Origin of the sequence: Frateuria sp. GZRe14 (genome assembly GCF_051900395.1) — a bacterium.
Classification (GTDB): domain Bacteria; phylum Pseudomonadota; class Gammaproteobacteria; order Xanthomonadales; family Rhodanobacteraceae; genus Frateuria_A; species Frateuria_A edaphi.
Map to the genome: position 1 here is coordinate 2,364,889 of NZ_JBHZGJ010000001.1, position 11,625 is coordinate 2,376,513.

Annotated in this window: 13 protein-coding genes; 3 read left to right on the forward strand and 10 right to left on the reverse strand. The window is 68.0% G+C overall.

Going from position 1 to position 11,625, the window contains the following annotated elements; genetic code table 11:
* Positions 1-87 precede the first annotated feature (87 nt).
* The 9 genes from pabC to ACFWZ1_RS10865 all read right to left on the reverse strand — a co-directional run bounded on the left by pabC (position 88) and on the right by ACFWZ1_RS10865 (position 7,856).
* Positions 88-897 carry an aminodeoxychorismate lyase gene (gene pabC / locus ACFWZ1_RS10825; RefSeq protein ID WP_439666422.1) on the reverse strand — a complete coding sequence of 270 codons (810 nt, stop codon included), beginning with the start codon at positions 895-897 and terminating at the stop codon, positions 88-90.
* Positions 894-2,228, reverse strand: coding sequence for an aminodeoxychorismate synthase component I (locus ACFWZ1_RS10830; protein WP_439666423.1), 1,335 nt, complete (start codon positions 2,226-2,228; stop codon positions 894-896). Before ACFWZ1_RS10830 ends, pabC begins: the two co-directional genes overlap by 4 nt.
* Before the next feature lie 8 nt (positions 2,229-2,236).
* Positions 2,237-3,475, reverse strand: coding sequence for a beta-ketoacyl-ACP synthase II (gene fabF / locus ACFWZ1_RS10835; protein WP_231320582.1), 1,239 nt, complete (start codon positions 3,473-3,475; stop codon positions 2,237-2,239).
* 184 nt (positions 3,476-3,659) lie between these two features.
* Complete coding sequence (gene acpP, locus ACFWZ1_RS10840) at positions 3,660-3,899, reverse strand: acyl carrier protein (protein WP_091336635.1); 240 nt, start codon at positions 3,897-3,899, stop codon at positions 3,660-3,662.
* A 193-nt stretch (positions 3,900-4,092) separates the two neighbouring features.
* Positions 4,093-4,836, reverse strand: a complete 744-nt coding sequence (gene fabG / locus ACFWZ1_RS10845) for a 3-oxoacyl-ACP reductase FabG (RefSeq protein ID WP_439666424.1) — start codon at positions 4,834-4,836, stop codon at positions 4,093-4,095.
* A 60-nt stretch (positions 4,837-4,896) separates the two neighbouring features.
* On the reverse strand, positions 4,897-5,835 hold the full coding sequence (gene fabD / locus ACFWZ1_RS10850) for an ACP S-malonyltransferase (protein ID WP_439666425.1): 939 nt from the start codon (positions 5,833-5,835) through the stop codon (positions 4,897-4,899).
* Positions 5,836-6,002: 167 nt separating this feature from the next.
* The gene (locus ACFWZ1_RS10855; protein WP_231320585.1) at positions 6,003-6,977 is read right to left on the reverse strand and encodes a beta-ketoacyl-ACP synthase III; all 975 of its coding nucleotides are present in this window, start codon (positions 6,975-6,977) and stop codon (positions 6,003-6,005) included.
* A 152-nt stretch (positions 6,978-7,129) separates the two neighbouring features.
* The gene (rpmF, locus tag ACFWZ1_RS10860; RefSeq protein ID WP_231320586.1) at positions 7,130-7,321 is read right to left on the reverse strand and encodes a 50S ribosomal protein L32; all 192 of its coding nucleotides are present in this window, start codon (positions 7,319-7,321) and stop codon (positions 7,130-7,132) included.
* Positions 7,322-7,337: 16 nt separating this feature from the next.
* Positions 7,338-7,856, reverse strand: a complete 519-nt coding sequence (locus tag ACFWZ1_RS10865) for a YceD family protein (protein ID WP_425600783.1) — start codon at positions 7,854-7,856, stop codon at positions 7,338-7,340.
* Positions 7,857-7,966: 110 nt separating this feature from the next.
* Here ACFWZ1_RS10865 and ACFWZ1_RS10870 point away from each other — a divergent pair, with 110 nt between their 5' ends.
* Both ACFWZ1_RS10870 and ACFWZ1_RS10875 read left to right on the forward strand, forming a co-directional pair.
* The gene (locus ACFWZ1_RS10870; RefSeq protein ID WP_338029227.1) at positions 7,967-8,425 is read left to right on the forward strand and encodes a hypothetical protein; all 459 of its coding nucleotides are present in this window, start codon (positions 7,967-7,969) and stop codon (positions 8,423-8,425) included.
* The gene (locus tag ACFWZ1_RS10875) at positions 8,422-9,000 is read left to right on the forward strand and encodes a Maf family protein (protein ID WP_231320587.1); all 579 of its coding nucleotides are present in this window, start codon (positions 8,422-8,424) and stop codon (positions 8,998-9,000) included. Before ACFWZ1_RS10870 ends, ACFWZ1_RS10875 begins: the two co-directional genes overlap by 4 nt.
* Before the next feature lie 64 nt (positions 9,001-9,064).
* Here ACFWZ1_RS10875 and ACFWZ1_RS10880 read toward each other — a convergent pair whose 3' ends face one another.
* Positions 9,065-10,558, reverse strand: a complete 1,494-nt coding sequence (locus ACFWZ1_RS10880) for an ArnT family glycosyltransferase (protein ID WP_439666426.1) — start codon at positions 10,556-10,558, stop codon at positions 9,065-9,067.
* Positions 10,559-10,682: 124 nt separating this feature from the next.
* Here ACFWZ1_RS10880 and ACFWZ1_RS10885 point away from each other — a divergent pair, with 124 nt between their 5' ends.
* Positions 10,683-11,624, forward strand: a complete 942-nt coding sequence (locus ACFWZ1_RS10885) for an AAA family ATPase (RefSeq protein WP_231320590.1) — start codon at positions 10,683-10,685, stop codon at positions 11,622-11,624.
* Position 11,625: the final 1 nt, after the last annotated feature.

Genomic DNA, 11,625 nt, shown 5'->3' on the forward strand with positions numbered 1-11,625 from the left:
ATCCGATCCATTCTACGCAGGCGCCACCGGCGCGCGAAACAAAGCGACGACGCGTTGTGCCACTTGCACAGCATCGATCAGAGCATCCTAAAAACCCAGTTCGCGCCAATGCGACTGCAGCGCGCGCGTGACCGGGCCAACTGCAAAAGCGCTGCCGTCCAGTTCGCGAACCGGCAGGATGCCGCGCACGCTCGAGGATAGAAAGAGCTCGTCGGCGCCGCGAAGTTCATCAAGCGGAATCCGGCGCACCCGCACCTGCGGCCATGCGGCCAGCACCTGCGCCCTGGCCACGCCGGCCACGCCGCAGCGATCGATTGCCGGCGTGGCAAGCACGCCGGCGAACACCGCAAAAAGATTGGCCGCGGTGGCCGAGATCGCCAATCCGTCGGCGTCGCACAACAACCCTTCGGCGATTGCCGGGTCATCCCATTCGGCGCGAGCCAGCACCTGCTCCAGGCGATTGAGATGCTTGAGGCCGGCAAGCACCGGCTGCGCACCCAGGCGCATGGAGCACAGGCGCACGCGAATGCCCTCGGCCTGCGCGGCCTCGTCGCGTGGCGGAACATCGAAGGCGGCCACGATGCGGGTGGACTGGGGCTTCGAAGGCGGCTTGTAGCCGCGCGCGCCGATTCCCCGCGTCAGGGTGATGCGCACGACCGATTGCGCCCGTTCCCTCGACACGGCGCGCGCCTCGGCGAGCAGCGTGCCAGTACTTGGCATGAGCAGCCCCAGCCGGCGGCACCCGTCCTCCAGGCGGTGCATGTGGCGCGACCACAATGGTGCGTCCGCGCCGAGGAAGCGGATCGTCTCGAACAGGCCATCGCCATAACCGAGTCCACGGTCCAGGACCGAAACCCGGTCGCCTGCCTGCCCGTCGACCAGCACGCGCGCCATCAACCGGGCGCTCCCAGTGCGCGCAGCAGGCCTCGGGCCTTGGCGCGGGTTTCGTCCAGTTCGCGCTCGGCGATCGAGTCGGTCACGATGCCGGCGCCGGCGCGCAGTGTGACGTCGGAACCGGTCTGGGTGAACGTGCGTATCAGGATGTTGAGGTCGAGCTCGCCGCTCAGGTCGAGGTAACCCAGCGCACCGGTGTAGGCGCCGCGCGGCTCGTCCTCGATCGCGGCGATGATCTCCATGCAGCGCACCTTGGGGCAACCGGTGATGGTGCCACCCGGAAAGGTCGCGGCGATCACCTGCCCTGGCGTCACGCCCTCGCGCAGGCGCCCGCGCACGTTGGAAACGATGTGGTGCACGTGGGCGTAGCTCTCCACCACCATGAGCTCGTCGACCACGACCGTGCCCGGCACGCAGACACGGCCGAGATCGTTGCGCTCCAGGTCGATCAGCATGACGTGTTCGGCGCGCTCCTTCGGATGCGCGGCGAGTTCGCGGATGCGCGCCGCGTCGTCGTCGCCGGCCACGCGTGGGCGCGTACCCGCGATGGGACGCGTCTGCGCCACGCCGTCGCGCACTTCGACCAGCCGCTCAGGCGAGGAGCTGATCACGGCCCAGCCAGGCTGTTGCAACAGGCCCGCGAACGGCGCCGGGTTGGCCGCACGCAACGCTCCGTACAAGGCAGTCGGCGCGGGCGGCCGCGCATAGCGCGCGCGCCAGGCGCGCGAGAGATTGGCCTGGAAGATGTCGCCGGCGTGCAGGTGTTCGTGGACGCGGGTGACGCCACCCAGGAAGCGTTCGGGCGGATCCTCTTCGATGGCGATCGGCGGAGCCAGCGCGGGCAACGCCAGGGAGACGGCAAGGTCCGCCTCCATCGCATCGAGCAGGTCGGCGTCTCCTGCCTCGGCCACCAGCAGCGTGCGGTCGCGGGCATGGTCGATGATGATCGCCGCCGGACAACGCAACGCCAGCGCCACAGGCAGGCCTTCGCCGGGCGGCAGGCGGAGGCGCGGCTCGATTTCACCGGCCAGTTCATAGGCCAGCATCAGCACCCAGCCACCGTGGAACGGCAGCCCGTCGTGCTGCAGCGGTACGCGCTCGGCCTGCCAGGCGGCGTCGAGCGCGTCGAGGAATCGGGCACCCGGCTGCTCTTGTAGACGGCCGTCGGCCTGCAATTGAAGTTTTTCGCGCGGAAACGCGAACAGGATGTCGTAGCGCGCCTGCGCGCTGCCGCGCACCACGCTTTCGAGCAGGCAGGGATAGCGGTCCGCAAAAGCAGCGGCCGGCGCGAGCAGGTCGCGCCGGCCGTCAAGGACCCTCAGATGGCCGCCCACGCTTCCGCTCAGTGGCGGCGGAAGACCAGCGTGCCGTTGGTCCCACCAAAGCCGAAGGAGTTGGAGATCGCGACGTCCACGTCGGCCTTGCGGGCCGTGTGCGGCACGAAGTCCAGGTCGCAGCCTTCGCTCGGCTCGTCCAGGTTGATCGTCGGGGGCAGCACCTGATCGCGCAGCGCCAGGATGGTGAAGATCGCCTCGACGCCACCCGCAGCACCCAGCAGGTGGCCGGTGGTCGACTTGGTCGAACTCATTGCCAGCTTGTAGGCGTGCTCGCCGAACACCTTCTTGGCCGCCATCACCTCGCCGAGGTCGCCCAGCGGCGTGGAGGTGCCATGCGCATTGATGTACTGCACTTCGGTCGGATTGACGCCGGCGTCGTCCAGCGCCGCCTGCATGCATCGCGCGGCACCCTCGCCGCCCTCGCTCGGCGCGGTGATGTGGTACGCGTCGCCGCTCATGCCGAAGCCGACCAGCTCGGCGTAGATCTTCGCGCCACGTGCCTTCGCGTGTTCGTACTCTTCCAGCATCAGCACGCCTGCGCCGTCGGACAGCACGAAGCCGTCGCGGTCCTTGTCCCACGGGCGACTGGCCTTGGTCGGCTCGTCGTTGCGGGTGGACATGGCCTTGGCCGAGCAGAAACCCGCCATCGCCGTGCCGGTGGTGGCGAACTCGGCGCCGCCGGCGATCATCACGTCCGCATCGCCGTACTGGATCATGCGCATCGCAAGGCCGATGTTGTGCGTGGCCGTGGTGCAGGCGGTGACACAAGCAATGTTCGGGCCCTTGAGGCCGAACATGATCGACAGGTGGCCGGACACCATGTTGATGATCGAGCTGGGCACGAAGAACGGCGACACGCGGCGCGGGCCCTTCTCGTGCAGTTCGATCGAGGTGTCCTCGATGGTGTTCAGGCCACCGATGCCGGCGCCGACGGCCACGCCGATACGCGGCGCGTTCGCCTCGGTGATCTCCAGTCCGGAATCGCGCAGCGCCTGCGTGCCGGCGGCAATGCCGTAGTGGATGAACGGATCCATCTTCTTGACGTCCTTCGGCGGCATCCACTGTGCCGGGTCGAAGTCGCGCACCTGCCCGGCAATGCGCGTGGCATAGCCGGTGGCGTCGAAGTGGGTCACCTGGCCGATGCCGCTGTTGCCCTTGAGGATGTTGTCCCAGGCGGTGGCGATGTCATTGCCGACCGGCGAGATGATGCCCATGCCGGTCACTACGACGCGTCGTTTGCTCATGGATTTTAATCCTTACGTGTTCTCTGGGCTCGCTGCTGCGCAACGGCCGGCGTCCAGCCACCATACGGTATCGGACGTTTCAAAACGCAGAAACGAAAACTGCGCCAAGGTGGCGCAGCTTTCAGTATCGCCACGTGAACGGAACCCGCGCCGCCATGGGCGCAGACACCGGCCACGAAACCGATCAGTCCTTGGTGTGGGCCTTGATGTAGTCCACGGCCTGCTGAACGGTGGTGATCTTCTCGGCCTCTTCGTCCGGGATCTCGGTCTCGAACTCTTCCTCGAGAGCCATCACCAGCTCCACCGTGTCCAGCGAATCGGCGCCCAGGTCGTCCACGAACGAAGCGTTCGCCGTGACTTCGTCTTCCTTCACGCCCAGCTGCTCGATGACGATCTTCTTGACGCGCTCTTCGATGGTGCTCATGTTGCCAAACCTCCCAAGGGGTGTGCTTTTTTGTCGGGCCGGCACGGGTCCGGCAAAGGACGGCGAATTGTAGTGGCTAAGCGACCAGGCCGCCATTGCTCCGCCGACAGGTTCAAACGCGCAGGCTTTCCGGCCGGCGCGAAAGGTCAATTGTCGCCTAAAAACGGATTCTTGGCGACAACCGCGCCATACGTCAGGGCATGTACATGCCGCCATTGACGTGCAACGTTTCCCCGGTGATGTAGGCGGCGGCCGGCGAAGCAAGGAAACCCACGGCCTTGGCGATATCGCCCGCCTCGCCCAGGCGGCCCAGCGCGATCTGCCCCAGCAGCGCCTGCTTCGATTCCTCCGGCAGTGCGCGGGTCATGTCGGTATCGATGAAACCGGGCGCGACCACGTTGACAGTGATGCCGCGCGAACCGATCTCGCGCGCCAGCGATTTTGAGAAGGCGATGACGCCGGCCTTGGCCGCCGCGTAGTTGGCCTGCCCCGGATTGCCGGTGAGGCCGATCACCGAGGCGATCGAAATGATGCGGCCCTTGCGCGCTTTCATCATGCCCCGCATCACGGCCTTGGAGGTGCGGTAGACCGAGGTCAGGTTGGTATCGATGATCGCCTGCCAGTCCTCGTCCTTCATGCGCATCAGCAGCTGGTCGCGCGTGATGCCGGCGTTGTTGACCAAAATCGAGACGGCGCCGAATTCCTTGCCGATCGCGTCGATCAATGCCTCGACCGCGGCACCATCGGTCACGTCCAGCACGCGGCCGTGGCCACCGTTCGCCGCCAGGCGCTCGCCGATGGCCGTGGCGCCATTCTCGCTGGTGGCGGTACCGATCACGGTGGCGCCCATCGCCGCCAGCTCGTCGGCGATCGCCGCGCCGATGCCGCGGCTGGCGCCGGTGACCAGCGCGATTTCTCCTTCCAGAATCTTGCTCATCGTCATGCCCTTTTGCAGGAATCCTGGGACGGACGCGAGGCCCGTCCCGTCAGAGGTGGTTTACACCAGCGCCGCTTCGAGTTCGGCCGGCGCGCCGATGGCGCGCGCATCCAAACCCTTGTCGATGCGCTTGATGAGACCCGAGAGCACCTTGCCCGGCCCGCACTCGAGCACACGGGTGGCGCCGTTGCCGGCAAGGGCCTGTACGCATTCGGTCCAGCGCACCGGGAGGTAAAGCTGGCGCTGCAGCGCGCCGCGGATTTCCTCCACGTTGCCGTAGCTGCGCGCCTCTGCGTTCTGCACCACCGGGATGGTGGGCAGCCACCAATCGATCGCCGCCATGCGTTCGCCAAGCCGATCGGCGGCCTCGCGCATCAGGGCGCAGTGCGAGGGCACCGACACCGCGAGCTTGACCGCCTTCTTCACGCCCAGCTCGGCGAGTTTCACCAGGGCACGGTCGACCGCCTCCGCGTTGCCGGCGATCACCAGTTGCCCGGGCGAGTTGTAGTTGGCCGGGGAGACAACCTGGCCTTGCGCGACCTCCTCGCACACCTGCGCAATCTGCGCATCGTCACCGCCAAGAATCGCCGCCATCGCACCCACGCCAGGCGGCACCGCCGCCTGCATCAGGCGACCGCGTTCCGCCACCAGCGCCGCGGCATCGTGCAGCGACAGGGCGCCGGCGCAGACCAGCGCGCTGTATTCGCCCAGGCTGTGGCCGGACAGCTGCGCAGGCCGCGCGCCACCGAGCATGGCCCACACGCGCCACACCGCCACGCTCGCCGCCAGCAGCGCCGGCTGCGTGTTCTCGGTGCGGTTCAGTTGATCCTCTGGACCCTGCTGGCTGAGCTGCCACAGGTCGACGCCGGCGCCTTGCGACGCTTCCTCGAAAGTCGCCTGCACTTCCGCGTGCGCGGCGGCAAGGTCGGCCAGCATGCCAACCGATTGCGATCCCTGGCCGGGGAAGACGAAGGCGAGCGAGGCGGAGGTATCGGTCATCGGTGTCGATCCGTCAAAGGCAAAAAGGCGATGATGCCAGCAGCGGCGCGCGTACGCAGCCGTATAGGTTCTGCGCGCGGCTGCTGGCGCTCCTCGGACCTTGCTTATCGGCTACGCCGGAAACGACGATGCCGCCCGAAGGCGGCATCGCGGCAGGGCAGTCGGACTCAGTAGCGCAGCAGCGCCGAAGCCCAGGTGAAGCCGCCGCCGAAAGCTTCCAGCAGCAGGTTCTGCCCGCGCTGCACCTTGCCCGAGCGCACCGCGTAGTCCAGTGCCAGCGGCACCGAACCCGACGAGGTGTTGGCGTGCTTGTCGACGGTCACGATGACCTGGTCCATCGACATGTTCAGCCGCTTGGCGGTGGCTTCGATGATGCGCAGGTTGGCCTGATGCGGAATCAGCCAGTCGAGCTGCGAAGCCTCCATGCCGGCGGCTTTCAGGGTCTGCTCGACGAGGGAGTCGAGCGTCTTGACCGCGACCTTGAATACCTCGCGACCGGCCATCTTGATGCGCACGCCATGATTGGGCTCGTCGCGGAAGCCGACCGACACGCCAACCGGATTCCACAGCAATTCCTTGTGGCCGCCGTCGGCATGCATGCAGGTGGCGTAGATGCCCGGCTCGTCGCTGGCCTCGAGCACCACCGCTCCGGCGCCGTCGCCGAACAGCACGCAGGTCTCACGCTCCTTCCAGTCGATCATGCGCGTCAGCGTCTCGGCGCCGATCACGAGCGCCTTCTTCGTCTGGCCGCTGCGGATGAACTTGTCCGCCACGCCCAGCGCGTAGACAAAACCGGAGCAGGCCGCGTTGACGTCGAATGCAGCGCAGCCGTTGGCGCCCAGGCGGTGCTGTACCAGGCAGGCGGTCGACGGGAAGATCAGGTCCGGCGTGGTGGTGCCCAGCACGATCAGGTCGAGCTCCGAAGCCTTGACGCCAGCGGCGGCGAGCGCGCGCTCGGCGGCGAGGAAGGCCAGGTCGCCGGTGGTCTCGCCCTCGGCGGCGACGTGGCGCTGGCGAATGCCGGTGCGGGACTGGATCCACTCGTCGCTGGTCTCGACGAACTTCTCCAGGTCGAAGTTGCTCAGCACGCGCTCGGGAAGCGCGCTGCCGGTGCCGATGATGCGGGCGTAGGTCGAGGCCATGGACTTTCCATCTGCATGCGGAGGCGAGGAACTGGCGCCGGGGCTGCTGCGCCGATGTCCAGCCACGCCGAAACCGCAACGTTACGTTCGCGGACGCCGAAACGCAAAGCGGCGCGTCGCCGCGCCGCCCTGTTGCGTCCGATGGAAGCCGCTTACTCGGCGTCGACGGCCGCGGCGGTGTCGATCACCTTCTTGCCGCGGTAGTAGCCGTCCTTCGTGATGTGGTGGCGCAGGTGCACCTCGCCGCTGGTCGGGTCGGTCGCCAGCTGCACGGTCTTGAGCTTGTCGTGCGAACGACGCATGCCGCGGGTGGACGGGGTCTTGCGGCTCTTGGCAACGGCCATGGGTGTATCTCCGGCTTCAATCGGTTTTCTTGAGTTCGCGCAGAACCGCGAACGGGTTGTCGTTGGGCTCAGGCACGGATTCCTCCGGGCCGGGGCCAGTCACTTCGGGTGGCAAGCTGCTGTCCGGGTTGACCGGTACCAGCGGCACTGCCAACAGCAATTCGTCCTCGATCACGGCGGCTAGGTCCAGCTTGCCGTCGTCATCAACCAGCAGCGGCTCGCAGCCCGGCGGCAGAGCCGCTTCTTCGCGCTCGTTGCGGATCAGGCCAAGCCGGCTGTCCACCGTCAGGGGCAGCACGAACGGTTCGAGCGTACGCTGACAGGTCAGCGTCAGCGGCGCCTCGACATGCACCTGAAGGTAGGCCGTGCCGAAATCGTCGCGACCAAAATCCAGTGCGTACTGGGCCGCCCCTTCGTTGCCGGCCAGCATCCCGCACAGGCGGGACATGGCAGCCACGGGAAGCGCTCCGGCGAACGAACGCCGCGCCGAGACCATGCGCCAAGCGTCCACGGACTCTGGCAGTGTCACGGACATAATCGCGAAATCTTAGGGTCGACGGGGGTCCAAGTCAACCGCGCCACCCGGGCTTTGCCTGCCGTCGGGACTGCGGCAGACTGCCCTTCCAATCGTAACTGGTTCTCCTTGTGCCCGCTTCCCTTGCCTTTGGCCTCGCCGCGATGTGCCTGCTGCTGGTGGGCGCCGGTGCATTCGTGCTGGTGGGCCGGCGGCGCAGGCTGGAACGGCGGCGCCACAGCATGCACCGGTTGCTGGAGCTGGCCGACCAGCTGGAATCGGACCTGAAAACCTGCCGCAAAGGCCTCAAGCAGGCCCATGCGGTGATGTCCTTCAACCCCGACCAGCCGGCCGCCGGCGAGCAGGAAGCCAAGCAGGCGATCGACGCAGGCCTGCGCTCGCTGCTGCAGCAGCGGCTGTGGATCCGCGACTGTGCCCCCGACGCCAGTCAGCAGGGCCTGGACGAGGCGGCTGCCGACATGAGCCAGACCCGCGCCCGGCTGCGCCCGCTGGTGCGGGCGCTGGAGCGCGCGCATCACGAGCTGGACGACGCTATGCGCGAACACATCCGCCGCGAATCGGACGTATGACGCGGCTGGTCCTGGGTTCCACCTCGCGCTACCGCGCGGAGCTGTTGCGACGTCTGGCGCCGGACTTCGAACAACGGGCGCCCGGCGCGGACGAAACCCTGGCGCCCGGCGAGTCCCCGGCCGAAGGCGCCCTGCGACTGGCGATTGCCAAGGCAGAAGGCGCCGCACGCGGGCTCGACGGGGCGCTGGTGATCGGCTCGGACCAGATCGCCGAACTCGATGGGCGCGCCCTGGGCAAGCCCGGCAGCGTTGATGGCGCGCGGGCCCAGCTGGCCGATTGCGCCGGCCGCGAGGTGCACTTCCACACGGGGTTATGCCTGCTCGACACTCGCGATGGGCGTCGCCATACGCACCTGGACACCACGCGCGTGCGGTTCCGGCAGCTCACGGAAGCGGAGATCGTCCGCTACGTCGAGCGCGAGATGCCGCTCGATTGCGCTGGCAGCTTCAAATGCGAGGGCTTGGGGATCTCGCTGTTCGACCGTATCGACAGCAGCGACCCGACGGCGCTGGTGGGCCTGCCATTGATCGCGCTGGCGCGGCTGCTACGCGAGGCCGGCCTGGCCATTCCGTAAATCGGCTGCAGGGCTCCAGCCCGGCAGTCGCTTCGGCGAGGTGGTTGGGGGGCTGAAACCTACCCTACGGTCGCGGCAAAGCTTGCGCGTTGCGCCAGAACAGGCAGGACGCCGGATCGGCAACCCGTGCCAGTGGCTCCGCCGGCACCCGACCGCGGTAATAAGCAAAGCTCTTGCGCCCGTCGAACAGCACCAACCGTGTGGCCAGCTCCGGCGACCGGATGCTTCCGCAGATCGCGCCAAGTCGCTCCAGCTTCTCGCGCTCGCGCATCACCTCGCTCACCACCAGCAACATCGGTGCGCCCGCATGCGCGGCGCGCAGCCCTGCTTCGCCGCGTCCCCAGATCGCCAACTGCGGCGCGCGGCCATGCTTGACGTTGAGCGTGCTGTCCAGCGAATACACCGGGCGTCCGCCGAGCTGGAACTCGAGCTCCGCGGCGAGCATGAAATTGTCGGCTACCAGCACTGCATCCTTCTGTCCCAGCAGGGTGCGTGCCTGCGCCGCGCTCTGGCGCCAACCCACGAAGTTGGTCGGGAAGGCCTTGCTCGCAGCCAGCACTTCGGCGCCGTGCGGGCTGGCCGCCAGCGCCAGGTAAGCCAGTCCAAGCAATGTCCCCATGCCGCCAAGCACACCGCCGGCCACTGTGGCCACGCGCCAGCCCCGGCCCGTCTCGCGGCACAAGGCCGGCAACGCCGCCAGCAAAGGCAGGTAGCCGGGCAACGGCCAGTGCGCGCGAAAGCGAAGGTTGTCGGCGAACAGCCCGAACACCAGGTACGGCACCAGGAAACCCAGCGAGGTCCACGCCAGCAGGTCCCACGGAGCCCCTTCTTCGCGCTGGCGCCAGCTGCGCCACAACGCCCACAGCAGCAGGACGTAAAGCACCGGCGTGCAAGCGATCGCCTGCTCCAGCGGCTGCACCAGCGCATCGGCATGGAAACTCCACGGGTTGCGATCGACCAGCTGGAACGCAAGCCCCGCGCCGTGCTGGCGCCAGTTCGACACGATCAGGGGGACCAGCCCCAGCGTCGCCACGGCAAGCGCCAGCCATAATCCGCCCCGGCGCCACTGCCCGCGACCGCGTGGCGTGAAGACCAGCAGCAACAGCCCGGCCAGCATCGCCATCGCCGCGCGGTAATGGGTCAACCATGCCACCGCCAGCGCAACGCCGAGCAGCAGCCAGGGGAGCAGCCGCTCCTCGTCCATCGCGCGCAGCAGCGCATAGAGCGCCACCGCGACCGCCAGGGTCAGCGGCACGTCCGGCATGGCCATCACGCCGAAGGTGCCGGCCAGCGGCAAGGCCAGGCACAACAGACCGGCCTGCCAACCCGTGCGCGCGTCGAACGCGCGCCGCCCGAACGCCACCATCACCCACGGCAACGCACTGCCCAGCATCAGGAACGGCCAGCGCATGCCGAACAGGCCATGTCCGGCGACCCGTTCGCCCAGCCAGATCAGCCATGCGGTGAGCGGCGGCAAATCGCTGTAGCCCCAGGCCGGGTGCCGGCTTTCCAGCCAGTAGAACGCCTCGTCGCCAAATGGCGACATCGTGGCGGCCACGATGCCCTTGAGAACGAGCAGAGCGGCGAACGCAATGAGGAACCCGCCTCGCCAGCGCGCGAGACCGGCCGCTACACTCGACCGGCCCTCCCCGCGTTCCGCCCGTGCCGACTGCCAGGAACCCATGTCCGCCACCACTCCGCTGTCCGAAGAAACGCTCCATCCGCGCCTGGAAGCGGCGATGGCCCAGGTCAACCGCGTGCTGCTGGGCAAACCGCGCCAGGTGAAGCTGGCTTTTACCTGCCTGGTCGCAGGCGGCCACCTGCTGCTGGAGGATGTGCCCGGCGTGGGCAAGACCACGCTGGCGCATGCGCTGGCTGCGAGCTTCACGCTGGACTTCCAGCGCGTCCAGTTCACCAGCGACCTGTTGCCGTCGGACATTATCGGGGTCAGCGTGTTCGAGCGCGAGACGGGCCAGTTCCGCTTCCATCCGGGTCCGATCTTCACCGGCCTGATGCTCGCCGACGAGATCAACCGCGCGACGCCCAAGACGCAGAGCGCGCTGCTGGAGGCGATGGCCGAGGGCCAGGTCACGGTGGACGGCCAGACGCACACGCTCGCCCAGCCGTTTTTCGTCGTCGCCACCCAGAACCCGCTGGATTTGCACGGCACGTTCCCCCTGCCCGATTCGCAGCTGGACCGCTTCATGCTGCGCATCTCGCTCGACTATCCCGATGCCGCCGCCGAGCGCGCGCTGCTTTGCGGCAGCGATCGTCGCGACCTGCTCGCCCAGCTCACGCCGCAACTGGATGCGCCGAGCCTGGCCGCGCTGCACCTCCAGGCGCAGGGCATCACTGCAAGCAGCGCATTGCTCGATTACCTGCAGGCACTGCTCGCGGCAAGCCGACGTCACGCCGACATCCGTGTGGGACTGTCACCGCGCGCCGGCATCGCCCTGCTCGGCGCGGCGCGCGCCTGGGCCCTGCTGAGTGGCCGTGGCCACGTGCTGCCGGAGGACATCCAGGCGTTGTTCGTACCGCTGGCCGCGCACCGGCTGGTGCCCTCGCGCGGCGCCAGCGGGGATGCGCTGGCCCGCGCGCTGCTGGCCGATACCGCGGTCGACTGAC